Source organism: Enterobacter cloacae complex sp. P1B (genome assembly GCF_014982345.1).
Taxonomy (GTDB): domain Bacteria; phylum Pseudomonadota; class Gammaproteobacteria; order Enterobacterales; family Enterobacteriaceae; genus Enterobacter; species Enterobacter bugandensis.
The window spans coordinates 233,042-256,734 of sequence record NZ_JADCLF010000016.1 but is presented as its reverse complement, the minus strand read 5'-3'; the positions used below and the strand labels follow the sequence as shown (position 1 = coordinate 256,734).

Below are 23,693 nucleotides of genomic sequence, written 5' to 3'. Positions count from 1 at the left end.
TGGGCGCACATGCTAACATAGCCAAATAAGATAGATAACGATAATCACTATCATTATCAAATCATGGATGTTGCTATGTCGTTTTCCTCTTCTGCGGTGCGCGCCATTGCCGTGCCCGTATTATTGCTACTGCTAATCCTTGCGATTGCACTCAGCCTGCTGGTCGGCGCGAAGCCGCTACCCGCGTCCGTTATCGTTGATGCGCTCTCCGGAACCTGTCAGAGCGCGGACTGCACCATCGTGCTCGACGCCCGCCTGCCCCGCACTCTTGCCGGACTGCTGGCCGGTGGCGCGCTCGGCCTTGCGGGTGCCCTGATGCAAACCCTTACCCGTAACCCGCTGGCGGACCCCGGCATTCTCGGCGTCAACTCCGGCGCCAGCTTTGCCATCGTGCTCGGCGCAGCGCTGTTCGGGTTGACGTCACCCTCTGAACAGCTGGCGATGGCCTTCTGCGGCGCGCTGGCCGCCTCGCTGGTGGTCGCGTTTACCGGCAGTCAGGGCGGCGGGCAGCTCAGCCCGGTACGCTTAACCCTGGCAGGCGTGGCGCTGGCCGCGGTGCTGGAAGGCTTGTCCAGCGGCATCGCCCTGCTCAACCCGGACGTCTACGACCAGCTGCGCTTCTGGCAGGCCGGCTCGCTGGATATCCGCACCCTTGAAACCTTAAACGTGGTGGCAATCCCGGTCATTATCGCCGCCGTCGTGGCGCTGTGTTTAAGCCGGTCGCTGAACAGCCTGAGCCTCGGCAGCGACACCGCAACCGCCCTCGGCAACCGCGTGGCGCGCACGCAGCTGACTGGCCTGCTCGCTATCACCGTGCTGAGCGGCAGCGCAACCGCCGTGGTCGGTCCGATCGCCTTTATCGGCCTGATGATGCCGCACATGGCGCGCTGGCTGGTGGGGTCGGACCACCGCTGGTCGCTGCCGGTCACGCTGCTGGCGACCCCTGCCCTGCTGCTGTTTGCCGACGTGCTGGGCCGCCTGCTGGTGCCCGGCGAGCTGCGCGTCTCGGTGGTGAGCGCGTTTATCGGCGCGCCGGTGCTGATCTTCCTGGTACGTCGCAGACGCGGAGGTGGCGCATGATGGCTCCTTCCCGTCGTTTACTCACCAGCGTCTTCCTGCTGGCTATCGCCATTACTCTGCTGGCGGTCTGGAGCCTGCAAAGCGGTGCCGTAACGCTTGATTTCGCGCAGGTCTTTCACGCCCTCACCGGCAGTGCGCCGCGTAACATCACCATGGTGGTCACCGAATGGCGACTGCCGCGCGTGGCGATGGCGATCCTGGTGGGCGCGGCGCTAGGCGTCAGCGGCGCGATTTTCCAGTCGCTGATGCGTAACCCCCTCGGCAGCCCGGACGTGATGGGCCTGAATACCGGCGCGTGGAGCGGCGTGCTGGTGGCGATGGTGCTGTTCGGGCAGCATCTGACGGCCATTACCTTTACGGCGATGGCGGGCGGCATTCTGACCTCGCTGCTTATCTGGGCCCTGGCCTGGCGCAACGGCATTGACACCTTCCGGCTGATCATTATCGGGATCGGCATCCGCGCGATGCTGATGGCCTTTAACACCTGGCTTTTGTTGCAGGCGTCTCTGGAAACCGCGCTCTCCGCCGGGCTGTGGTACGCCGGCTCACTTAACGGCCTGACGTGGGGCAAAACCTGGCCCGCCGCGCCGCTAATTTTGCTGATGTTTATCGGCGCCCTGCTGCTGGTACGCCGGATGCGCCTGCTGGAGATGGGCGACGACAGCGCCTGCGCGCTGGGCGTGAGCGTTGAGCGCTCGCGTCTGATGCTGATGCTGGTGGCGGTACTGCTGACCGCCGCCTCCACCGCCATCGCCGGGCCGATCTCGTTTATTGCCCTTGTCGCGCCGCACATCGCGCGGCGTCTTAGCGGCACCGCGCGCTGGGGCTTGACCCAGGCTGCCCTGTGCGGTGCGATGCTGCTGCTGGCCGCCGATCTCTGCGCCCAGCGGCTGTTTATGCCTTATCAACTTCCGGTGGGCGTGGTGACCGTCAGCCTCGGCGGGATTTACCTCATCGTCTTGCTCGTTCAGGAGTCACGCAAGAAATGACAGATTCAACAACCCGCTTGCGCGGCGAAAACTTGACCCTCGGCTATGGCAAAAAAATCATTGCCCGTGATTTAACCGTCGCCATTCCGGACGGCCACTTCACCGCGATTATCGGTCCGAACGGCTGCGGCAAATCAACCCTGCTGCGCACCCTGAGCCGCCTGATGTCGCCGACAGAGGGCAGCGTATTCCTCGATGGAGAGCAGATCCAGCGCTTCGCCAGCAAAGAGGTGGCCAGGCGCATCGGGCTGCTGGCGCAAAACGCCACCACGCCGGGAGATATCACGGTGCAGGAGCTGGTCTCGCGCGGGCGCTATCCACACCAGCCGCTGTTTACCCGCTGGCGCAAAGAGGACGACGAGGCCGTGAAGCGCGCGATGGAGGCAACGGGCATCACCGATCTGGCTCAGCAAAGCGTGGATACCCTCTCTGGCGGACAGCGACAGCGGGCGTGGATCGCGATGGTGCTGGCGCAGGAGACCTCCATTATGCTGCTGGACGAGCCGACGACCTGGCTGGACATCAGCCATCAGATTGACCTGCTGGAGCTGCTGAGCGAGCTGAACCGCACGCAGGGGTATACCCTGGCGGCGGTGCTGCATGATTTAAATCAGGCCTGCCGCTACGCCACGCATCTGATTGCGCTGCGCGACGGCGAGATTGTGGCGCAGGGCGCGCCGAAGGAGATTGTGACGCCAGAGCTGATCGCGCGGATCTACGGCATGCGCTGCATGATTATTGACGATCCGGTGGCGGGTACGCCGCTGGTGGTGCCGTTAGGTCGGCGGTAATAGCCGGGTGGCGGCTACGCCTTACCCGGCCTACATTCAGGCCCGGTAAGCGCAGCGCCACCGGGCATTTGCACTATCCTAAAATTTCCTTCAGTACCGGCCCAATCTTCTCAAACGCCTGCGGTGAAATGATATCCACGTGGGCGCAGTCCTGGCTGTAGACCTCCAGCTCGCCCACCCACGACGCCCAGGCCGTATGCGGATCCATCGTTCGGGTACGTTCAGCAACAAACAGCGTCGCTTTACCGTCAAAGCGTGAACTGTGCGCGGTGGTGAGCAACCGCACCGCGTCCTCGTAGTTGCCTTCAATGGTGTTAAACAATTCGCTGGAGCCCTGTCCCTGCTGGGCGGCGATAAACGCCTGACGCTCGCGCTCGATCTCCGCCAGCACTTCCGGGTCAAGGCCGTTTGCCTCTTTCTCCGCCCAGTTCTGGCTTTCCGGCGGCCAGGTATCCAGCAGGCCAAGGAACGCCACCGCTTCGCCCTGCTCGCGCAGGCGCGCCGCAATGCCCTGCGCCAGCGTGCCGCCGAGCGAATAGCCGAACAGGTAATACGGCCCGTGCGGCTGCTGCTTACGCAGCGTTTTAAGGTGATGTTCGATCACCCCATCGAGATCCGCGCACTGCTGCATCGGGCCGTTTGGCCGCGGCGACTGAATGCCGATGATGGACCAGCGCGGGCTGAGGTAGCGCGCCAGGACGCTGAACTGCCAGGCAAAGCCGGACGCCGGATGGAAGCAGAACAGCGTCGGGCCGTTGCTTTCACGCAGCGGCAGCAGGGTTTCATACCCCAGACGCTGCGCCTGTTCGTCGCTCATCTGCGAGTCCAGCAACGCGCTGAGCTTGCCGACCGTCGAGGCGACCATAATCTGCCCCGGCGTGACCTTGCGGCTGAACGCACGACCGAGCTGAGCCGCGAGGCGCATCGCCAGCAGCGAGTGGCCGCCAAGGGCAAAGAAGTCGGCGTCGATATCGTTCACTTCGCAGCCCAGCAGCGCAGAAAACGCCTGCGCCACGGCGGCTTCGGTTTGCGTCTCGGGTGCGCGACCGGAGGTTTTACTGGTCAGCTCCGGCAGCGGCAGCGCCTTGCGATCCAGCTTGCCGTTGGCGCTTAGCGGCAGCGCGCTGATTTGCAGCAGCACCACCGGCACCATATGCGGCGGCAGCTGTGCCCTGAGCGAGTCCAGCAGCGCGTCGCGATCCAGCGGTAAACCGGATTCGGAAACCACGTACCCCACCAGCTGGCGGGCATCGCCGCCCGTTGCCGCAGCCTGGTTGAACACGCACGCATGCGCCACGGCCTGGGCCACGTCCGGCAGCGACAGCATCGCCCGGTCGATTTCGCCCAGCTCAATGCGCTGACCGCGGATTTTCAGCTGGTCATCGCTGCGGCCCAGATATTCCACCGCCCCGTTGTCCAGCCAGCGGGCAACGTCTCCGGTGCGATACATCCGCTCGCCTGGGGCAAACGGATCGGCAATAAAGCGGCTGGCGGTGAGGTCGGGACGTCCCAGATACCCCTGGGCCAGCTGAATGCCGGTGAGATACAGATCGCCCGCCACGCCGAACGGCACCGGGCGCATCATCGCGTCCAGAATGCGCAGCCCCGTATTCCACACCGGGAAGCCGATCGGCACGCTGTTGCCCTCCACTGCCGCCAGCTCCGGGCCGTACGCCGGATACCAGCTCACGTCCACCGCCGCTTCGGTTGGGCCGTAGAGGTTGTGCAGCGGTACATGAGTGATCTGCTCCCACTCGCGGCACAGCGCCGTTGGCAGCGCCTCGCCGCTACAGAACACCTGCTTCAGCGTCCTGCAACAGTCGACGTTTTCCGGCGTCAGCGAGGCAACAAATGCCGCCAACATCGAGGGCACGAAGTGGGTGGTGGTTACGCCATATTCTGCGAAGAAGCTCTGCATCGCGTGCGGATCGCGGTGCGCGTCCGGCTCGGCCATCACCAGCTTTGCCCCGGCGATAAACGGCCACCAGAACTCCCACACCGACACGTCAAAGCTGCACGGCGTTTTCTGCGCCACGACGTCATGCGCCGCCAGTGGATAATGATCCTGCATCCACTTCAGGCGGTTAACGATGGCGGTATGCCCCACCATCACCCCTTTCGGGCGTCCCGTTGAACCCGAGGTAAAGATGATGTACGCGGTCTGCTCCGGCTTCGCCAGACGCAGAGGTTCAGCGCCTGTGGCTGGCAATAGCATGTTGTAACTAAATGAAGGTATCGGCAGATCGTTAAAGCGCGGAAGCTGCGCGTCGGTGGTAATGAGAAGCGACGGTTTCGCGTCCTCCAGCATCATCCGCAGACGATCGTCCGGGTAGCCGGTATCCAGCGGCAGCCAGGCGGCGCCGGCTTCAACAATCCCGTGCAGCGCCAGGGTCAGGAACACCGAGCGCGGAAGCGCCACCGCCACGCTGTCGCCCGGCTTCACGCCGCGCGCGCGCAGCAGGTTTGCCAGCGCGACCACCTGCTCACGCATCTGGCGGTAGTTCAGCTCAATATGGGCATCCGCCAGCGCGGGAGCGTCCGGCGTTTTGCTCGCCTGCTCCGCCACCAGATCCGCCAGCGTGGTGGAGGGCAGCGCCAGGCCGGTATCGTTGATGCGCGCCAGCCGGGCGTATTCCTGCTCGGATACGGTTTCCACGTCGCCACAGCGCAGGTCCGGGTTCGCGGCAAACTGCGCCAGCATCGCGTTCAGGCGCGAAACGTGGCGCTTCAGCGTCGCGTCGTCGTAACGCTGCCTGTTGGCGAGGATCTCAATGCTTAATCCGCCCTGCTCGTCCGGGAACAGCGCCAGCTCGAGATCGTTCACCGGGCCGGTCGCCAGCGTGTGGGTGATGGCCTCCACGCCGTCGATATCCAGCTGATAATCAAACACCTTCACGTTCAGCACCGGCCCAAATAAGGGTTCGTCCCCTGCGGCCCGCCCGCTGTCGCGCACGATCTGCTCGGCGTCGTAGCGCTGATGTCGGCGCATCTTTTTCAGCTGGTTCGCCAGGCGCAGCGCCAGCTCCGGCAGGCTCTCACGCGGATTAATATTCACCGCCAGCGGCAGGACGTTAAGCACCGGGCCGGTTGCGGTCAGCGCGGCGGACCCCATGCGGCGCATAAAGATAAACCCGGCGGCGTAGTCCAGCCGTCCGGTGAGGCGGCCCAGCCACAGCGCCACCAGCGCAAGCGCCAGATCGGTGCGCTGTGCCTGCCCGGCTGCCTGCGCCAGCTGGCTAAAGGCGCGAGTGTCCATTGCAATTTTCAGACGCAGAATGTCGGTAGTGGCGGCGCGTCCCGGCAGCGGCGCGGAGGAGAGCGAGACCGGAGGAGGAAGCTGTTTGCGCTGCCCGGCCCAGAAAGCACCGTCGCGCTGCCAGGCCTCGCTGTCGCGATAGCGCTGATACTCGTCAACGACCTCGGCGAACGGAGTAAATGGTGAGGCTGGGGTGGGATCCCCTTTATTCCATGCAGCGTAAATCGCGGCGATCTGGCGGGTAATCGCCGGGAAACTGAAACCATCCACCACCAGATGGTGATAGCGCTGATACCAGTACCAGCGGTTGTCACCGACCTGAATCAGCTGATGGAAAGCGAGCGGCTGACCGCTGTCCACGCGCAGATCCTGGCTGAGATCGGCCTCCATCAGCGCCACGGCGGCGTCGTGAGAATCAACGCGTACGATGGACGGCTCCGGCAGGATCAGGGTCTCATCGACCCACTGCCAGACCTCGCCGTTATCTTCAGCGAAACGCGTGCGCAGGGTATCGGCCTGCATCATGCCTTCAGCGATGGCTTTTGCCAGCAATGGCGCGTCGATATTCCCTTTCAGCTCGGTGTAGTGGGCCACGCTCCAGGCGTTTGGCAGCGAGGAAAGCTGCTCTGCCATCCAGATACCCGGCTGGGCGGCGACGAGAGGGAGACGGTTCATGCGCGCTCCCCCGCAAAAGAGGACGGCTCAAGCGTCTGCCAGCGTTGCGCCAGCCACTGCTGGCACGCCTCCTGAGAGTGCGGTTCGCAGACCACGCGCCAGCCCGCAGGCAATTCGCACTGCTGCGGCCACAGGCTGTACTGCCCCTGGTTATTTTGCAAAATGGCGAACTGTCCCTGCGGATTATCGAAAGGATTGCTGAATTCCATACAGACTCCGTTAGTGAATGAGTGGCTGCCAGAGGGTCATCAGCCCCTGCGTCAGCCCACCGCGCCAGCAAAGCGCATCGTGTCCGCCGTCAACCTGACGCCAGATAACCGGTTGCTGAGTGTGTAGTTCGGCGAGGATCGCCTGGTTTGCGCGCAAGATAAGCGGCTCGTTGCGCCCGGCTTCAAGAAGGATGCTTAACCCGCGAGGGGATATTTCGCCGGTTTTAAGTTGTTCGATTAACAGCCCGTCCTGCTGCCCGCCGCGGTGCGGCCACCAGTAGGAGCCGGACTGGCTGAGCACGCAGCCAAAACGCTGCGGCCAGTGCAGTGCGGCATAAAGGGAGGAGAGACCGCCAAAGCTTTGCCCTGCGACCACCGTACGGTCGGCGCGGTCGCTAAACGGCGCGCGTTGTTGGACAAGGGGGAGAAGTTCTTCCTGCACCGCCAGCCAGAAGTCGGGATTGCACGGTAGCTCGCGGTTACGGTGCTCTATATTAATAACATCGATTAAGACGTAGACCGCAGGCGGCAGGTTGCGCTCGGCGGTGAGCGACGCCAGCGCAGGCCAGACCGGCATGCTTTCGGCCCAGAACTGCCCGTCGAGCAGCACCGCCAGCGGGCGTTCCCGGTCGTCCCCGCCGGTGGTGAAAATCCAGACGCGACGGCGATTTTTCAGGCGTGTGCTTTCCCACTCAATGCAAATGGGCGCCTTGAAGGGCATATCGGGATGGTTCCAGCCCGGCTGTACGGGCGCTTCCGGCATTTCCAGCGCCGAGACGGCGTGCCCGCGCCCGCCGCGCCAGCTCTGCGCATTCAGCGGGTCAGAAATTGCGTGCGGCAGCAGCTTGCGCCAGCCTTCGCGCAGCGCCATGCGGTCCGGCTGCTCGCCTTCAAATACTGCATCGGCAAAATCGTTTTCGTTATCGGAGGGGATAAAACAGTAGCTGCCGCGCCATTCGGGGCTGAACTCCCCCTGCCACTGCCAAACGTCGGTATCGGGAATGCGTTCAAGCGATTGCGGGTGGGCATTCTGATGGTGGTCGGTCATGCCGGTAACGTAGAGCCAGACGCGTTTAACCGTTGAGGTCTGCTGGGTTCCTGCCGGGTCCCGCCACCAGAATGTGACGCGATAGTTTTCCTCATGACGTTGCCATTCCGGCCCGTTTTTCGACTGCCACCACGCTTCACTTCCGGTTGTTAACGCCGTCACCCTTATAACCCCATGTTTAGCAATATTTTTTGTTTCAGAGCAAATTTTATTGATAATATTATTGATAACTATTTGCATTTGCAATAGCGTATTGCCCGCGCTGTGGGAAGCGCGTTCATAAATAACCATAAAAGCGGGACGTACAATGAATAAGAAGATTCACTCTCTGGCCTTGCTGGTCAATTTAGGGATTTATGGCGTCGCGCTGCCCGCCATGGCAGACGACAACGCCGCCTCTGCGCAGCACGAAGACACCATGGTGATCACCGCCGCCGAGCAGAATTTGCAGGCGCCTGGCGTGTCGACCATCACCGCCGATGAGATCCGCAAAAACCCGCCCGCGCGGGACGTGGCGGAAATCATCCGCACCATGCCGGGCGTTAACCTGACCGGGAACTCCACCAGCGGCCAGCGCGGGAACAACCGTCAGATCGACATTCGCGGCATGGGCCCGGAAAACACCCTGATCCTGATCGACGGCAAGCCCGTCACCAGCCGCAACTCCATCCGCCTGGGCTGGCGCGGCGAGCGTGATACCCGTGGCGATACCGGCTGGGTGCCGCCGGAGATGATCGAGCGCATCGAAGTGATCCGCGGCCCGGCCGCCGCGCGCTACGGTAACGGCGCGGCGGGCGGCGTGGTGAATATCATCACCAAAAAGTTCGACGACCAGTGGCACGGCTCCTGGAACACCTACCTGAACGCGCCAGAGCATAAAGACGAGGGTTCCACCAAACGCACCAACTTCAGCCTGAGCGGCCCGCTGGGCGGCGACTTCAGCTTCCGCATGTTTGGTAACCTGGATAAGACTCAGGCCGACGCGTGGGACATCAACCAGGGCCACCAGTCTGAGCGTACCGGAGCCTACGCCAACACCCTGCCCGCGGGCCGCGAGGGTGTAGAGAACAAAGACATCAACGGCGTGGTGCGCTGGGACTTCGCGCCGATGCAGTCGCTGGAGTTTGAAGCGGGCTACAGCCGCCAGAACAACCTCTATGCGGGTGACACGCAAAATACCAACAACGACAACGCGCTGGTGAAGAAGAACTACGGCAAAGAGACGAACCGTATTTATCGCCAGAACTTCGCCGTGACCTGGAACGGCGGCTGGGACAACGGCATTACCACCAGCAACTGGGCGCAGTACGAACACACCCGCAACTCCCGCCTGGGCGAAGGGCTGGCGGGCGGTACGGAAGGCCTGTTCAACAGCAATAAATTCACCGACACCGATCTGGCCGACGTGATGCTGCACAGCGAAATCAACCTGCCGATTGATTTCATTGTGAACCAGAACCTGACGCTCGGCACCGAGTGGAACCAGCAGCGCATGAAGGATTCGACCTCCTTCTCGCAAACCCAGCAGGGTGGCACCATCCCGGGCATGAGCGAAGACCGTAGCCCGTACACGTCAGCGGAGATCTTCTCCCTGTTCGCTGAGAACAACATGGAGCTGACCGACAGCACCATGCTGACCCCTGCCCTGCGCTTCGATCACCACACCATCGTGGGCAATAACTGGAGCCCGTCTCTGAACCTGTCGCAGGGTCTGGGGGATGACTTCACCCTGAAGATGGGGATCGCGCGCGCCTATAAAGCGCCAAGCCTGTATCAGACCAACCCGAACTACCTGCTGTACAGTAAAGGCCAGGGCTGCTACGCAAGCTCCGACGGCGTGGGCTGCTACATGATGGGTAACGACGATCTGAAAGCGGAAACCAGCATCAACAAAGAGATTGGCCTGGAGTGGAAACGCGACGGCTGGCTGGCGGGCGTGACCTGGTTCCGCAACGACTACCGCAACAAGATTGAAGCGGGTTACGCGCCGATTGGCCAGACCTCCACCGGTAAAGTCACCACCGATATCTACCAGTGGGAAAACGTGCCGAAGGCGGTGGTGGAAGGTCTGGAAGGCTCCCTGAACGTGCCGGTCAGCGACACCATCAACTGGACCAACAACATTACCTATATGCTGCAGAGCAAGAACAAGGAGACCGGCGACCGTCTGTCGATCATTCCGGAGTACACGCTGAACTCAACCCTGAGCTGGCAGGTGCACCAGGATGTGTCATTGCAGTCGACCTTCACCTGGTACGGCAAGCAGCAGCCGAAGAAGTACAACTACAAAGGCCAGCCGGTGACCGGGTCTGAGAAAGACGAGGTCAGCCCGTACAGCATCGTTGGCCTGAGCGCCACCTGGGACGTGACAAAAAACGTCAGCCTGACCGGCGGCGTGGACAACGTCTTCGACAAGCGCCAGTGGCGCGCGGGTAATGCCCAGACCACGGGGAACGCGACAACCGGTGCGTATATGTACGGTGCGGGGGCGTATACGTATAATGAACCGGGTCGCACCTGGTACATGAGCGTAAACACAAGATTCTGATACAGGCAGTGACTTCCCCCTCTCCCTGTGGGAGAGGGTTGGGGTGAGGGCATCAGTCCGCACAATTCAGAGGGAAAAACCATGCACACCACCCACAGCACATTTTCTCTCGCCGGCCTCACCCTCCACCGCATCACCTTCGACCCCGCCACCTTCACCGACGCCGATCTCCTCTGGCTCCCCCATCACGCCCAGCTCGCTGACGCCGGACGTAAACGCAAGGCTGACCATCTGGCAGGACGCATCGCCGCCGCGCACGCCTTGCCTGACCACACCGTTCCCGCCATCGGCCCCAGCGGGGAACCGCTCTGGCCGGACGGAATTTCCGGCAGCATCACCCACAGCGGCACGGAGGCGATGGCTGTCGTCGCGCCATACCCTGCGCTTATCGGTATCGATAGTGAAGCGATCCTCGCCGAAAATGAAGCAAGGGAAATCAAAGATGGCATTATAGATGCCCAGGAAGAGCGTGTGCTTTCCCACTCGGGATACCCGTTCGCCCTCGCCCTGACGCTGGTTTTCAGCGCCAAAGAGAGCCTGTTTAAGGCCCTCTTTCCGCAGGTGCAGGCTTACATGGGGTTTGACAGCGCGCGCGTCACCCTGCTCGACGATAACACGCTCACGCTGGCATTGACCCGTCAACTGTCAGGCTTTAACGAAGGCACCGCCTTCACCCTGCACTGGCAACTGCGCGGTGAGCAGGCGATCACCCTGCTGTCACACGTTCCTGCCGACGCGCCTTCACGCTGGTCACCACAAACGTCACGATAAACACCACCGCGAACAGGACCACAATGGTCGGCGCGGGTGCGCTGTCGAGATAAAACGAGGCATACACGCCGCTGACCGACACCAGTACTGATACCGCCACTGCCACCAGCAGCGCCATGTGAAAGCGTCGGGCGATCAGCACCGCCACCGCGCCGGGGGCAATCAGCAGCGAAATCGACAGAATAATTCCCACCGCCTTCAGCGTCGCCACGATGGTCAGCGCGACCATGCACAGCAGGCCATAGTGCAGCCAGCGGGCGCGCAGGCCGCTCGCCTGGGCCTGCTGATAGTCAAAGCTGAAGAGCAGGAAGTCGCGCCACTTGAGGCCAATCACCAGCGCAATCAGGCCCGCCACGAGGCCGCTTTGCAGAATATCCATCCCGTTAATGCCCAGCATATCGCCGAACAGAATGTGGTCGAGATGCACCTCGGGTTTGACGGCGATATAGAGGATCAGCCCGGCGGCGAACATCCCGGAAAAGACGATCCCCATCACCGTATCCTGCTTGATCCGGCTATTGTCCTTGAGGTAGCCGGTGGCGACCGCGCAAAACAGACCGGCAACGAACGCGCCCAGCGCCAGCGGCAGGCCCATCACCCACGCCAGCACCACGCCGGGAAACACCGCGTGGCTCATGGCATCGCCCATCAGCGCCCAACCTTTGAGCACCAGAAAAACCGACAGCAGCGCGCAGGGCACGGCTACCAGAAGTGAAATCAGCAGCGCGTTGTTCATGAACGCAAACTGGAAGGGTTCAAGGAGCAGCGCCATCATGGGTGTGCCTCCTTCGCGCGACGACGGCTGGCGAGCAGCCCGTGCTTCGGCGCAAAGACGAACGCCAGCAGGAACAGCAGCGTCTGGGCGACCACAATAATGCCGCCGGTGGCGCCGTCCAGGTAATAGCTAGCCCACGCGCCGAGGAAGCTGGTGAGGCTGCCAATGGCGACGGCAATCATCAGCAGACGCGGGAAACGGTCGGTCAGCAGCCACGCGGTCGCGCCGGGTGTGACCACCAGACAGATCACCAGAAATGCGCCGACGGTTTGCAGCGCCGCCACGGTAGAGACCGCCAGCAGCGTGAAGAACAGGATCTTCAGGCGCTCCGGGCGCAGGCCGATGGCGCGGGCGTGGTTCTCATCAAAAAAGGTCACCATCAGATCTTTCCATTTGAACAGCAGGATAACCATCGACACCACGCCGATAATCGCCAGCTGGACGATATCCTCTGGGGCGATAGCCAGAATATTGCCGAGCACGATGGTCTGAATATTTACCGAGGTCGGGTTAAGCGAGACCATAAACAGCCCCAGCCCGAAAAAGGAGGAGAAGATCAGCCCGATAATGGCATCCTCCTTCAGGCGGCTGCGCTGGTTGAGAAACAGCATGCTGCCCGCCGCCAGCCCGCCCGATAAAAACGCCCCCAGCGAGAACGGCAGCCCGAGCATGTAAGCCCCCGCCACGCCCGGCACGATGGAGTGCGAGAGCGCATCGCCGATCAGCGACCAGCCTTTGAGCATCAGGTAGCAGGAGAGAAACGCGCACAGCCCACCCACCATCGCCGAGACCCACATCGCGTTAAGCATGTACTCATAGCCGAAGGGTTCGAGAAGCGCGTTCATTTGGCCTCCTGCCGGTGCGTCACGAAGGGTCGCTCATCGTCGGTAATGATGCGATCTTCCGAGCCGCTGAGCACCACGTGGCGCAGCACGCCGCTGAAGGCGCGCTCAAGGTTTTCGGCGGTGAAGGTGGTTTCCGTCGGACCGCTCGCCAGCACGGTGCCTTTGACCATCACCGTGTAATCGCAAAACTCCGTGACCGAGCCCAAATTGTGGGTCGAAACCAGCATGGTTTTGCCCTCGTCGCGCAACTCGCGCAGCAGGCTGATGATTCTGGCTTCGGTTTTAACGTCCACGCCGGTAAACGGCTCGTCGAGCAGGATCACCTCGCCCTGCTGGGCAATCGCCCGCGCCAGGAAGACGCGCTTCTTTTGCCCGCCGGACAGCTCGCCAATCTGCCGATGGCGCAGCTCAAGCATATCCACGCGCTTCAGGGCGTCGGTCACGATCTGCCGATCCTGCGCTTTAGGCCGCCGCAGAAATCCCATATGCCCGTAGCGCCCCATCATCACCACGTCCTCGACCAGCACCGGAAACGACCAGTCGACCTCTTCCGACTGCGGCACGTAGGCGACCAGGTTCTGGCGCAGCGCCCGGTGAGGCGGCAGCCCATGGAGGGTGATAGTGCCGCTCGCCGCCCGCACAAAGCCCATCACCGCCTTAAACAGCGTGGACTTGCCGGAGCCGTTCACCCCCACCAGCGCGGCAATCGATCCGCCGGGCACGCTGAACGACGCATTGCGCAGCGCCGTGTGGCCGTTGCGGTAGGTCACGGTCACGTCCGTGACGACAATCCCCTTTTGCATGATCACTCCTTCATGCCGTCGCGAATGCCCTGCACCAGCGTGCGGGTGGTCACGTTCAGCAGGTCGATATAGGTCGGCACCGGGCCGTTTTCCGCACTCAGGGAGTCAACGTACAGCACGCCGCCGTAGTGGGCGCCGGTTTCCCGCGCCACCTGACGCGCTGGCTTATCGGAGACCGTGCTTTCGCTGAATACCGCCGGGATGCGATATTTCTTCACCAGATCGATCACCTTGCGCACCTGCTGCGGCGTCCCCTGCCGATCGGCGTTGATCGGCCACAGGTAAAGTTCCTTCATGCCCAGATCCCGCGCAAGATAGGAGAAGGCGCCCTCGCTGGTCACCATCCAGCGTTTGTCTTCCGGGATGGCCGCCACCTGCTTGCGCAGCGGTTCGAGGGTCGCGACGATCTTCTGCTTGTAGGCCTCAGCGTTGCGTTGGTAGACCTGCGCGTTGGCCGGGTCGTACTTCACCAGCGCGTCGCGGATGTTATCTACGTAAATCAGCGCGTTGTCCGGCGACATCCACGCGTGCGGGTTAGGCTTGCCGTCGTACGGCCCCTCGCTGATGCCCATCGGGGTGATGCCCTGGGTGACAATCACCTCCGGCACGCCGTTCAGATGCTGATAAAAACGCTGGAACCACAGCTCCAGGTTCATGCCGTTCGCAAGGATCAGCTGCGCCTTTTGCGCGCGCTTGATATCCCCCGGCGTCGGCTGGTACTCGTGGATTTCAGCGCCCGGTTTTGTGATGGAGGTGACTTCCGCGGCATCCCCCGCCACGTTTTTCGCCATATCCGCGATGACGGTAAAGGTGGTGATGACCTGGAACTTTTCAGCCGCCAGCGCGCCCGTGCTGGTCGTAGCCGTGAGCAGCGCGCCGAGCAACAGACGCTTTAATCCTTGCCGTGGGTGCATCGCAGAAGTCTCCTGAGGTGGTGAAATTCAAAGCAAAATTAGCCTGTGCTATAAGGTATAGCACAGGCTATATTTAAATGAAAATAGTTATCATTAAAGTTATGTCAATGAAGGGCGGGCCTGACGGCGCTTCGCTTATCAGGTCTACGGAAAAGCAGTTGTGAAGGCCGGGTAAGCGCAGCGCCACCCGGCATAAGGGCGACTCACAGCCCGGCAAGTGCCTTGTAAAATGCAGGATTCTCCCGAATCACATTAAGTACCTTCGCCGCCAGCCCGGTTGGATTGCGGCGTTTGGACTCCCAGCTCTTTATCGTATCGACGCTCGTGCCAAGCGCCTTCGCCATTTCGCTTTGCGTGATATTGAGCTGCTCTCTGATGGCACGCACATCAGCAACTTCATAGCGGGTTACTCGGGAAGCGGCTTTTCTTCCGTTATGGATCTCAACGGCCTCTTCAAGCGAAGATTTTAATTCATTAAAAATACTCATTATTAGCCTCCACCTGCCTGATTAGGGTACATAGTACACCTCTCATTTACGGCACTGGAAGCAGTATTTTTCAGAATGGAAGTCAGCTTTTTAAGTTCTGCTTTCTCTGCCTCTGTCAGGCTGTCCTTTATGCATTTTGGATAGGCCATAATGAAATAGATCACCTCCTCCGTGGCCAGAAAGTAAATCACTCTGATACCCCCTCTCTTTCCCTTTGAGGCTGCCGCCATCCTTATTTTACGTAAACCACCCGTCTGCTGGATCAGGTCACCTTTTTCAGGCCACGCAATAAGTTCCTTTTGCAGATCCTTTAATTCATCATCCGTAGCAATGCTTTTAATCTGTCGGGTAAAGAGTGATGTTTCGATAAACTCTATCGCATGACTCATCCATAGTTCCTTCCCTAAACGCAGCAAAAGCCCGAATGCTTCAACACCAGGCTCATGCTGCATGGTTACTCTTCCTTGAGTAATGCTGCGCCAAATAACTGTATTTATATACAGCTTAAAGGTATTTTAAGAATCCGTTTAGACATCCGGGAACATCACGCTATTCCCCGGCGCTTCCCGGTGCAGGTGGATAAAGTTCAGGTGCCGTTCATACTGGTCCAGAATGTCCGTAATCACCTGCTCCTTGCTGTAATCCATCAAATCATTCCCCTGGCTACCCTCCAGTAAGAAGGTTTCCAGCCGGTAGTAGGTTGATTTCCCGCTGCGCGCCCGGTAGGTAAAGCCAGGTACCGAATACTGCTGCGGCCAGATCTGGTAGACAAAGTTCTGCTCGTCGCCCATGTGCACCAGCAGATCCAGATGTCCCAGATTTTCGCCCTCTTCCGGCGGCAGGTTTTTCAGCTCCACGTAGGCGCCGCGCAGCTTCAGCTCCTGCGCCACCTCTTCCATCGCCGGGAAGCAGACCGTCTCCATCATCTGTTTGGTGTAGCGCGTGCCCGGGTAGTTCATCAGGCGCGACAGGCGTTTCTTCCAGCTCAGCCTGTCCTGAGCGCCCATTGGCCGCGGCGCGGTGTCGCGGCTGGCGCTGACGCGTCGATAGTCTTCCACCTTGAGCGATTTATACAGCCCGGCCATCACGAAGAAGATAACAAAGCTGAACGGCAGGCCCATGATCACCGTGGTGTTCTGCAGCGCCGAAATGCCGTTGGTCATCAGCATGCCGAGCGTCAGCAGGCCGATGGCGACCGACCAGAAGATGCGCAGCCAGTTTGGCGCGTCGCTGTTGATGTCCTTCAGCTTCGAGGTGAAGTTCCCCAGCACCAGCGCGCCGGAATCCGCTGAAGTGACGTAAAACAGCAGGCCGGTGATGGTCGCCACGGAGGCGCTAAAGGTGAACGCCGGATACTGCGCCAGCAGGCTGTAGAAGCCGCGCTCCGGGTGCGCCATCGCTTCCTGGGCAAAGGTTGCGTTGCCGTGGATGATCTCGTGCAGCGCGCTGTTGCCGAAAATCGACAGCCACAGCAGGGTAAAGGTGAACGGGATGATCAGGGTGCCCATCACAAACTGACGAATGGTGCGCCCACGCGAAATACGCGCCAGGAACAGGCCAACAAACGGCGACCATGCGACCCACCACGCCCAGAAGAACAGGGTCCAGTTGTTCATCCACTCCACCGGGCGGTCAAAGGCGAAGCTGTTCAGCGTCATGCCCATGAAGCGGTTCACGTAGTCGCCCACGTTCAGCACCAGGGCGTTGAGCAGGAACGACGTGTCGCCCATAAACAGCACGAACAGGATCAGGCCCAGCGCCAGCGCCACGTTCAGCTCAGAGAGCACGCGGATGCCCTTATCCACGCCGGAGGTCACCGAAATGGTGGCGATAATCACCGAGAGCGCAATCAGCGCCGCTTTAGCCGCCATCGAATCCGGGATATCAAACAGCACGCTTAGCCCGTAGTTGAGCTGGACCACGCCAATGCCGAGCGTCGTCGCGATGCCGAAGATGGTGCCAATTACCGCCGCAATATCGACGCTGTGGCCAATCGGGCCGTTAATTCTTTTCCCGAAAATCGGGTACAGCGCGGAGCGGATGGTGAGAGGCAAATTATAACGATAGCTAAAGTATCCGAGCGCCATGCCCATCAGGGCATACATCGACCAGCCCGTCAGGCCGTAGTGGAACAGCGTCCAGACCATCGCCTGGCGTGCGGCCTCCATCGTCTGCCCCGCCCCTTCCGGCGGCTGCATATACTGCGTGACCGGCTCAGCTACCGAGAAGAACATCAGGTCGATGCCGATGCCCGCGGCAAACAGCATCGCCGCCCAGCTCAGCAGGCTGAACTCGGGCTTGGACTGCTCTGGCCCGAGCTTCACCGAGCCGAAGCGCGAGCAGGCAATGCAGACCACGAAGACGATATAGAGCGTCGCCGCCAGCAGGTAGTACCAGCCGAAGGTCTTCGACACCCAGTTCAGGGTGCGGCCAATCCACTCGGCAGAAAAATCGTTAAAGAAAATGGTTGTCAGGGAAAACAACAAAATCAGCCCGGCGGACGTATAAAAAACGACCGGGTTGATTTTGTCTTTTTCTCTGTCTTGTGAAAGGTCTGTCATCCAGTATCCCCACTGTTTTTGTAACTATTGAAATCCAAAATCGCAACAATTAAGACACATTTTATATTGAACGTCCAATCAAAAACCGTTTTAATAGATTACCAACGCTGATGAATGGAGTGGCAAAAATGCCCAAAGTGGGGATGCAGCCGATCCGGCGCAGGCAGCTTATCGACGCCACGCTGGAAGCAATTAATGAAGTGGGCATGCATGACGCAACCATTGCGCAGATCGCCCGTCGGGCGGGCGTGTCCACGGGGATCATCAGCCATTATTTCAAAGATAAAAACGGCCTGCTGGAAGCGACCATGCGCGACATCACCGGCCAGCTGCGCGATGCGGTATTAAGCCGCTTACGCGCCCTGCCGAACGGCAGCGCGGAGCAGCGTTTGCAGGCGATTGTCGGCGGCAATTTTGATGAAACCCAGGTCAGCGGCGCGGCGATGAAGGCCTGGCTGGCCTTCTGGGCGAGCAGCATGCATCAGCCGATGCTCTACCGTTTGCAGCAGGTCAGCAGCCGCCGGTTGCTCTCAAATCTGGTGTACGAGTTCCGCCGCGAGCTGCCGCGTGAACAGGCTGAAGAGGCGGGCTACGGGCTGGCGGCGCTGATCGACGGGCTGTGGCTGCGCGCCGCGCTCAGCGGCAAACCGCTGGACAAAACCCTCGCGCAATCGCTTACCAGCCACTTTATCAGCCAGCATTTACCGACCGAATAACCGAGGAGGAAGCATGTCCCGAATGGCAGAACAGCAGCTTTATATCAATGGTGGTTATACATCCGCCACCAGCGGTCGCACCTTCGAGACCATCAACCCGGCCAACGGTGAAGTTCTGGCGAGCGTGCAGGCCGCCGGGCGTGAAGACGTGGACCGCGCCGTAGAGAGCGCAACGCGCGGGCAAAAAATCTGGGCGGCGATGACCGCCATGGAGCGCTCGCGCATCCTGCGTCGCGCCGTCGACATCCTGCGCGAGCGCAACGACGAGCTGGCAAAGCTGGAAACCCTCGACACCGGTAAGGCGTTTTCTGAAACCTCGACCGTCGACATCGTCACCGGCGCGGACGTGCTGGAGTACTACGCGGGGCTGATCCCGGCGCTGGAAGGCAGCCAGATCCCGCTGCGCGACACCTCATTTGTCTACACGCGCCGCGAGCCGCTGGGCGTGGTGGCGGGCATCGGCGCGTGGAACTACCCGATCCAGATCGCCCTGTGGAAATCCGCCCCGGCGCTGGCGGCGGGCAACGCGATGATCTTCAAGCCGAGCGAGGTCACTCCGCTCACCGCCCTGAAGCTGGCGGAAATCTACACCGAGGCGGGCCTCCCGGACGGCGTGTTTAACGTCCTGCCGGGCGTGGGCGCGGAAACCGGTCAGTACCTGACCGAGCATCCGGGCATTGCCAAAGTCTCCTTCACCGGCGGCGTCGCCAGCGGCAAAAAGGTGATGGCTAACTCCGCAGCCTCGTCCCTGAAGGAGGTGACGATGGAGCTGGGCGGCAAATCCCCGCTGATTGTGTTTGACGATGCGGACCTCGATCTCGCCGCAGACATCGCCATGATGGCCAACTTTTTCAGTTCCGGACAGGTGTGCACCAACGGCACCCGCGTGTTCGTGCCTGCAAAATCTAAGGCCGCGTTTGAGCAAAAAATCGTTGAGCGCGTGGGCCGCATCCGCGCAGGCGATCTGTTCGATGAAAGCACCAACTTTGGCCCGATGGTCAGCTTCCCGCATCGCGACAGCGTGATGCGCTACATCGCCAAAGGCAAAGAAGAAGGCGCGCGCGTGCTGTGCGGCGGCGACGTGCTGAAGGGCGACGGGTTTGATAACGGCGCGTGGGTGGCCCCGACCGTGTTCACCGACTGCACCGACGAGATGACCATCGTGCGCGAAGAGATCTTCGGCCCGGTGATGTCCATCCTCACCTATGAAAGCGATGAAGAAGCCATTCGCCGCGCCAACGACACCGACTACGGTCTGGCGGCGGGCATCGTCACCGCCGATCTGAACCGCGCGCACGGCGCCATTCATCAGCTTGAAGCGGGCATCTGCTGGATCAACACCTGGGGTGAATCCGCCGCGGAGATGCCGGTTGGCGGCTACAAGCACTCCGGCATTGGCCGCGAGAACGGCGTGATGACGCTTCAGAGCTACACCCAGGTGAAGTCCATCCAGGTTGAGATGGGTAAATTCCAGTCCATATTTTAACCGGGAGGTTTATTTGCAATTTGACTACATCATTATCGGGGCCGGCTCTGCCGGCAACGTACTGGCTACACGACTGACTGAAGATCCGAACACCACCGTCCTGCTGCTTGAGGCGGGCGGGCCGGACTACCGCTTTGATTTCCGCACCCAGATGCCTGCCGCGCTGGCGTTCCCGCTGCAGGGCAAGCGCTACAACTGGGCGTACGAAACCGAGCCAGAACCCTTCATGAACAACCGCCGCATGGAGTGCGGACGCGGCAAAGGGCTGGGCGGCTCGTCGCTGATCAACGGCATGTGCTACGTGCGCGGCAACGCGATGGATCTGGACAACTGGGCGAAAGAACCGGGTCTGGAGCACTGGAGCTACCTCAACTGCCTGCCCTACTACCGCAAGGCAGAGACCCGCGACGTGGGGCCGAATGACTACCACGGCGGCGACGGTCCGGTGAGCGTCACCACCTCTAAGCCGGGCGTAAATCCGCTGTTTGAAGCAATGGTGGAAGCAGGCGTGCAGGCGGGCTATCCGCGCACCGACGATCTCAACGGCTACCAGCAGGAAGGCTTCGGCCCGATGGACCGCACGGTCACGCCGCAGGGCCGACGCGCCAGCACCGCGCGCGGCTATCTGGACCAGGCAAAACCGCGTCCTAACCTGACTATCCGCACCCACGCCATGACCGATCGCATTATTTTTGACGGCAAGCGCGCGGCGGGCGTTGAATGGCTGGAAGGCGAAAGCACCATTCCGTCAAAAGCGACGGCGAATAAAGAAGTCCTCCTGTGCGCAGGCGCCATTGCGTCACCGCAGATCCTCCAGCGTTCCGGCGTGGGCAATGCTGAATTGCTGAAGCAGTTCGATATCCCGCTGGTGCATGATTTACCCGGCGTGGGAGAAAACTTGCAGGATCATCTGGAGATGTACCTCCAGTATGAATGTAAGGAGCCGGTTTCCCTCTACCCTGCCCTGCAGTGGTGGAACCAGCCGAAGATTGGCGCGGAGTGGCTGTTTGGTGGCACCGGCGTGGGTGCGAGCAACCACTTCGAAGCGGGCGGATTTATCCGCAGCCGCGAGGAGTTCGAATGGCCGAACATTCAGTACCACTTCCTGCCGGTAGCGATTAACTACAACGGCTCGAACGCGGTGAAAGAGCACGGCTTCCAGTGCCACGTCGGCTCCATGCGCTCCCCGAGCCGTGGACACGTGCGCATCCAGTCGCGCGATCCGCACCAGCATCCGGCGATCCTGTTCAACTATATGTCCCACGAGCAGGACTGGCAGGAGTTTCGCGACGCGATCCGCATCACCCGCGAGATCATGCACCAGCCGGCGCTGGACAAATACCGCGGTCGTGAAATCAGCCCGGGCGTCGAATGCCAGACCGACGAACAGCTGGACGAGTTCGTGCGTAACCATGCCGAAACCGCGTTCCATCCGTGCGGCACCTGCAAAATGGGCTATGACGAGATGGCGGTGGTTGACGGTGAAGGCCGCGTTCACGGGCTGGAAGGATTACGCGTGGTGGATGCGTCGATCATGCCGCAGATTATTACCGGCAACCTGAACGCCACCACGATTATGATCGGCGAGAAAATTGCTGATGCGATTCGCGGGCGCGAGCCGCTGGCAAAAAGTACGGCCGCGTATTATGTGGCCAACGGGGCGCCGGTCAGGCGCTGAGGATATTTCCCCTCCCCCTGGCCCTCTTCCATACGGGAGAGGGCTTCCCACCCAAAATTTATTTTTATTTTCCTGCATCCAGTTCACCCCCTCCCCTCGTATATGCATATGTGAGCAATCCCTTTGCTCCCCAAACCGAGGAAAGATGATGAAAAAGCTAACCCGTGTTGCACTCGTCACCAGCGCTTTACTCTTCTGTGCAGGCACATCAGCCGCCATGACGTCAGGCTCCGTGATGGTAGGCGGAGCCGAAATGTTCCCGAGCAAAAATATCGTTGAAAACGCCGTGAACTCGAAAGATCACACCACGCTGGTGGCCGCCGTCAAAGCGGCTGGACTGGTGGAGACGCTTCAGAGCAAAGGGCCATTCACCGTATTTGCGCCGACCAATGCGGCGTTTGCGAAATTGCCTGCCGGCACGGTCGAGAACCTGGTCAAACCCGAAAACAAAGCCACGCTCACCAGCATCCTCACCTATCACGTGGTTGCCGGTAATTACGATATGAAGGCGCTGGAGCAGAAAATTAAACAGGGCGGCGGACACGCGGAGTTGAAGACCGTTAACGGTCAGCCACTGTGGATCATGAGCAACGGCCCGCACAACATTCAGCTTAAGGATGGTAAAGGCAATGTGGCGAACATTAGCACCTATGACGTTCATCAAAAAAACGGCGTGATCGATGTAATTGATACCGTCCTGATGCCTAAGTAGTTGTCTATACTTCGGAAGTGTGACGTTACCTTCCGGGAAAAACATGGATAACGCGCTGACAGAACAGCAGCAGAAATTAATGCAGGCGGTCGCAAACGGCGATCGCCGCGCATTTGAACAACTCTATCGACTCACATCGCCACACCTGTTTGCCGTCGCGCTGCGCATGCTGCGCGACCGCGCGTGGGCAGAAGAGATCCTTCACGACTGTTTTATCACCGTCTGGAGTAAAGCCGAAACCTACAACGCTGCACTGAGCACCCCGATGACCTGGCTTACGCATGTTGTTCGCAATCGCTGTATTGACTGGCTGCGCAGCGGGCAAACCCGCGCTGCCGAACGCGAGTCGCCGTATAACGAAGCGCTTATGCCCAGCGAGAACGATGAGCAGAATAACTGGCACGACGATGCGCAGGCAGAGCGTCTTAGGCATTGTCTCGAACATTTGAGCAGCGAGCAGCGCCAGAGCATTACGCTCGCCTACTATCAGGGAATGTCTCACAGCGACATTGCCGACTGGCTGCAGCAGCCTGTAGGCTCGGTGAAAAGCTGGATACGTCGGGCAATGGACCATCTTCGGGAGTGCGTGGGGCTATGAATGACGCAGAAAAACGCGACGACATGCTGGCAGCAGAGTATGCCCTCGGCACGCTGCGGGGAGGAGCACGGCTTCAGTTCCAGAAAAGGGTCCTCCGTGAACCGGCTCTGGCCGCCCGCGTGGCGTACTGGCAGGACATGTTCAGCACGCTGGATAGTCATCTTGTGCCCGTCCCTCCACCCGAGACGGTGTGGAAAAGAATCGCCCTCGACCTGCCGCCCAAAAAGCCTTTACGCCAAAGTCGGCCTTATCTCGGCTGGATGGTTGCGGCCTCACTCGCCGCCCTGACGGTCGTTGCCTGGTATGCCACCCGAGCCCCGGAACTCGCTCCGCTGATGGTACTCAACGATGCCCAACAGCACGGGCAGTGGGTCGTCAGCGCGGACGCCAGCCGCCAGCACCTGAGCATTGCCCCGCTTCGACCGACAGCTGTCGCCGCGCAACACAGCCTGCAGCTTTGGCTGATCCCAGGCGGGCAGGCGCCGGTATCCATGGGGCTGCTGCATAACGACATCCCCACACGCGTCACCCTCAGGAACGCAACGCTCCCTGCTGACGCCACGATAGCCATAAGCCTTGAACCAGAGGGCGGATCGCCCACCGGCCTCCCCACAGGCCCGGTGCTTTACAGTGGCAAACTGTAATCCTCAGGCCCTGTTTGCAGGGCCGTCATCGTCCCCTTTTTATTTATATAATATTCTCGGTTACCTATAAGAATTAAATATTAGGCCTGCAATTAATTTAATTATT

21 protein-coding genes are annotated in these 23,693 nt (G+C 60.6%); 11 read left to right on the top strand and 10 right to left on the bottom strand.

Annotated elements, in window-relative coordinates:
- The first annotated feature begins 75 nt into the window (after window positions 1–75).
- The 3 genes from fepD to fepC are packed head-to-tail and all read left to right on the top strand — an operon-like array spanning window position 76 to window position 2,860.
- Window positions 76–1,080 (top strand): Fe(3+)-siderophore ABC transporter permease, encoded by a 1,005-nt coding sequence (gene fepD / locus INF77_RS20020; RefSeq protein ID WP_047367698.1) that lies wholly within the window; start codon window positions 76–78, stop codon window positions 1,078–1,080.
- Entirely contained in the window at window positions 1,080–2,069 is a 990-nt protein-coding gene (fepG, locus tag INF77_RS20015; RefSeq protein WP_120266909.1) for an iron-enterobactin ABC transporter permease, read from the top strand. Before fepD ends, fepG begins: the two co-directional genes overlap by 1 nt.
- The gene (gene fepC, locus INF77_RS20010; protein WP_193532208.1) at window positions 2,066–2,860 is read left to right on the top strand and encodes an iron-enterobactin ABC transporter ATP-binding protein; all 795 of its coding nucleotides are present in this window, start codon (window positions 2,066–2,068) and stop codon (window positions 2,858–2,860) included. Before fepG ends, fepC begins: the two co-directional genes overlap by 4 nt.
- A gap of 73 nt (window positions 2,861–2,933) precedes the next feature.
- On the opposite strand, the gene entF is transcribed toward fepC, so the two are convergent.
- Genes entF through fes form a run of 3 tightly spaced genes read right to left on the bottom strand, consistent with a single transcriptional unit; the run spans window position 2,934 to window position 8,210 of the window.
- Window positions 2,934–6,791 (bottom strand): enterobactin non-ribosomal peptide synthetase EntF, encoded by a 3,858-nt coding sequence (gene entF, locus INF77_RS20005; RefSeq protein WP_193532207.1) that lies wholly within the window; start codon window positions 6,789–6,791, stop codon window positions 2,934–2,936.
- The gene (locus tag INF77_RS20000) at window positions 6,788–7,000 is read right to left on the bottom strand and encodes an MbtH family NRPS accessory protein (RefSeq protein ID WP_193532206.1); all 213 of its coding nucleotides are present in this window, start codon (window positions 6,998–7,000) and stop codon (window positions 6,788–6,790) included. Before INF77_RS20000 ends, entF begins: the two co-directional genes overlap by 4 nt.
- A gap of 10 nt (window positions 7,001–7,010) precedes the next feature.
- Window positions 7,011–8,210, bottom strand: coding sequence for an enterochelin esterase (fes, locus tag INF77_RS19995; protein ID WP_193532205.1), 1,200 nt, complete (start codon window positions 8,208–8,210; stop codon window positions 7,011–7,013).
- Window positions 8,211–8,355: 145 nt separating this feature from the next.
- Between fes and INF77_RS19990 the strand changes: the two genes are divergently transcribed.
- Together INF77_RS19990 and entD are read left to right on the top strand one after the other, a co-directional pair.
- Window positions 8,356–10,596 carry a TonB-dependent siderophore receptor gene (locus INF77_RS19990; RefSeq protein WP_045631298.1) on the top strand — a complete coding sequence of 747 codons (2,241 nt, stop codon included), beginning with the start codon at window positions 8,356–8,358 and terminating at the stop codon, window positions 10,594–10,596.
- Between the two features lie 81 nt (window positions 10,597–10,677).
- Window positions 10,678–11,367: an enterobactin synthase subunit EntD gene (gene entD / locus INF77_RS19985; protein ID WP_193532204.1), complete on the top strand. Its 690-nt coding sequence runs from the start codon at window positions 10,678–10,680 to the stop codon at window positions 11,365–11,367.
- Here entD and INF77_RS19980 read toward each other — a convergent pair.
- The 7 genes from INF77_RS19980 to betT all read right to left on the bottom strand — a co-directional run bounded on the left by INF77_RS19980 (window position 11,303) and on the right by betT (window position 17,753).
- The gene (locus tag INF77_RS19980; RefSeq protein WP_193532203.1) at window positions 11,303–12,142 is read right to left on the bottom strand and encodes a metal ABC transporter permease; all 840 of its coding nucleotides are present in this window, start codon (window positions 12,140–12,142) and stop codon (window positions 11,303–11,305) included. The genes entD and INF77_RS19980 overlap by 65 nt on opposite strands.
- Window positions 12,139–12,987: an iron/manganese ABC transporter permease subunit SitC gene (gene sitC, locus INF77_RS19975; protein ID WP_048959550.1), complete on the bottom strand. Its 849-nt coding sequence runs from the start codon at window positions 12,985–12,987 to the stop codon at window positions 12,139–12,141. The genes INF77_RS19980 and sitC overlap by 4 nt, the downstream gene beginning before the upstream one ends.
- A complete protein-coding gene (locus INF77_RS19970) occupies window positions 12,984–13,790 on the bottom strand; it encodes a manganese/iron ABC transporter ATP-binding protein (RefSeq protein ID WP_028012282.1) in 807 nt (268 codons plus the stop codon). Before INF77_RS19970 ends, sitC begins: the two co-directional genes overlap by 4 nt.
- 2 nt (window positions 13,791–13,792) lie before the next feature.
- Window positions 13,793–14,704: a metal ABC transporter substrate-binding protein gene (locus INF77_RS19965; protein ID WP_193532202.1), complete on the bottom strand. Its 912-nt coding sequence runs from the start codon at window positions 14,702–14,704 to the stop codon at window positions 13,793–13,795.
- Window positions 14,705–14,907: 203 nt separating this feature from the next.
- A complete protein-coding gene (gene nadS, locus INF77_RS19960) occupies window positions 14,908–15,192 on the bottom strand; it encodes a NadS family protein (protein WP_041910964.1) in 285 nt (94 codons plus the stop codon).
- A gap of 2 nt (window positions 15,193–15,194) precedes the next feature.
- The gene (locus INF77_RS19955; protein ID WP_193532233.1) at window positions 15,195–15,581 is read right to left on the bottom strand and encodes a type II toxin-antitoxin system RelE/ParE family toxin; all 387 of its coding nucleotides are present in this window, start codon (window positions 15,579–15,581) and stop codon (window positions 15,195–15,197) included.
- 138 nt (window positions 15,582–15,719) lie between these two features.
- A complete protein-coding gene (betT, locus tag INF77_RS19950; protein WP_192978773.1) occupies window positions 15,720–17,753 on the bottom strand; it encodes a choline BCCT transporter BetT in 2,034 nt (677 codons plus the stop codon).
- Between the two features lie 128 nt (window positions 17,754–17,881).
- On the opposite strand from betT, the gene betI reads away from it, so the two are divergent.
- The 6 genes from betI to INF77_RS19920 all read left to right on the top strand — a co-directional run bounded on the left by betI (window position 17,882) and on the right by INF77_RS19920 (window position 23,587).
- Window positions 17,882–18,469 carry a transcriptional regulator BetI gene (betI, locus tag INF77_RS19945; RefSeq protein WP_023334836.1) on the top strand — a complete coding sequence of 196 codons (588 nt, stop codon included), beginning with the start codon at window positions 17,882–17,884 and terminating at the stop codon, window positions 18,467–18,469.
- A 13-nt stretch (window positions 18,470–18,482) separates the two neighbouring features.
- Window positions 18,483–19,955 carry a betaine-aldehyde dehydrogenase gene (gene betB, locus INF77_RS19940; protein ID WP_193532201.1) on the top strand — a complete coding sequence of 491 codons (1,473 nt, stop codon included), beginning with the start codon at window positions 18,483–18,485 and terminating at the stop codon, window positions 19,953–19,955.
- A gap of 13 nt (window positions 19,956–19,968) precedes the next feature.
- Window positions 19,969–21,633, top strand: a complete 1,665-nt coding sequence (gene betA, locus INF77_RS19935) for a choline dehydrogenase (protein ID WP_041910968.1) — start codon at window positions 19,969–19,971, stop codon at window positions 21,631–21,633.
- A gap of 148 nt (window positions 21,634–21,781) precedes the next feature.
- On the top strand, window positions 21,782–22,345 hold the full coding sequence (locus tag INF77_RS19930; RefSeq protein ID WP_028012276.1) for a fasciclin domain-containing protein: 564 nt from the start codon (window positions 21,782–21,784) through the stop codon (window positions 22,343–22,345).
- Window positions 22,346–22,388: 43 nt separating this feature from the next.
- On the top strand, window positions 22,389–22,943 hold the full coding sequence (locus INF77_RS19925) for an RNA polymerase sigma factor (protein ID WP_193532200.1): 555 nt from the start codon (window positions 22,389–22,391) through the stop codon (window positions 22,941–22,943).
- Complete coding sequence (locus tag INF77_RS19920; protein WP_028012274.1) at window positions 22,940–23,587, top strand: anti-sigma factor domain-containing protein; 648 nt, start codon at window positions 22,940–22,942, stop codon at window positions 23,585–23,587. The genes INF77_RS19925 and INF77_RS19920 overlap by 4 nt, the downstream gene beginning before the upstream one ends.
- The last annotated feature ends 106 nt before the right edge of the window (window positions 23,588–23,693 follow it).

Bases quoted from the DNA above. Each gene is read 5' to 3' on its own strand.
- INF77_RS19965 (WP_193532202.1), bottom strand. From the start codon at position 14,704: ATGCACCCACGGCAAGGATTAAAGCGTCTGTTGCTCGGCGCGCTGCTC.
- betI (WP_023334836.1), top strand. From the start codon at position 17,882: ATGCCCAAAGTGGGGATGCAGCCGATCCGGCGCAGGCAGCTTATCGAC.
- INF77_RS19980 (WP_193532203.1), bottom strand. From the start codon at position 12,142: ATGATGGCGCTGCTCCTTGAACCCTTCCAGTTTGCGTTCATGAACAAC.
- entF (WP_193532207.1), bottom strand. From the start codon at position 6,791: ATGAACCGTCTCCCTCTCGTCGCCGCCCAGCCGGGTATCTGGATGGCA.
- entD (WP_193532204.1), top strand. From the start codon at position 10,678: ATGCACACCACCCACAGCACATTTTCTCTCGCCGGCCTCACCCTCCAC.
- INF77_RS20000 (WP_193532206.1), bottom strand. From the start codon at position 7,000: ATGGAATTCAGCAATCCTTTCGATAATCCGCAGGGACAGTTCGCCATT.
- INF77_RS19920 (WP_028012274.1), top strand. From the start codon at position 22,940: ATGAATGACGCAGAAAAACGCGACGACATGCTGGCAGCAGAGTATGCC.
- INF77_RS19970 (WP_028012282.1), bottom strand. From the start codon at position 13,790: ATGCAAAAGGGGATTGTCGTCACGGACGTGACCGTGACCTACCGCAAC.
- INF77_RS19990 (WP_045631298.1), top strand. From the start codon at position 8,356: ATGAATAAGAAGATTCACTCTCTGGCCTTGCTGGTCAATTTAGGGATT.
- INF77_RS19925 (WP_193532200.1), top strand. From the start codon at position 22,389: ATGGATAACGCGCTGACAGAACAGCAGCAGAAATTAATGCAGGCGGTC.
- INF77_RS19955 (WP_193532233.1), bottom strand. From the start codon at position 15,581: ATGAGTCATGCGATAGAGTTTATCGAAACATCACTCTTTACCCGACAG.
- fepG (WP_120266909.1), top strand. From the start codon at position 1,080: ATGGCTCCTTCCCGTCGTTTACTCACCAGCGTCTTCCTGCTGGCTATC.
- INF77_RS19930 (WP_028012276.1), top strand. From the start codon at position 21,782: ATGAAAAAGCTAACCCGTGTTGCACTCGTCACCAGCGCTTTACTCTTC.
- betB (WP_193532201.1), top strand. From the start codon at position 18,483: ATGTCCCGAATGGCAGAACAGCAGCTTTATATCAATGGTGGTTATACA.
- betT (WP_192978773.1), bottom strand. From the start codon at position 17,753: ATGACAGACCTTTCACAAGACAGAGAAAAAGACAAAATCAACCCGGTC.
- fepD (WP_047367698.1), top strand. From the start codon at position 76: ATGTCGTTTTCCTCTTCTGCGGTGCGCGCCATTGCCGTGCCCGTATTA.
- fepC (WP_193532208.1), top strand. From the start codon at position 2,066: ATGACAGATTCAACAACCCGCTTGCGCGGCGAAAACTTGACCCTCGGC.
- sitC (WP_048959550.1), bottom strand. From the start codon at position 12,987: ATGAACGCGCTTCTCGAACCCTTCGGCTATGAGTACATGCTTAACGCG.
- nadS (WP_041910964.1), bottom strand. From the start codon at position 15,192: ATGAGTATTTTTAATGAATTAAAATCTTCGCTTGAAGAGGCCGTTGAG.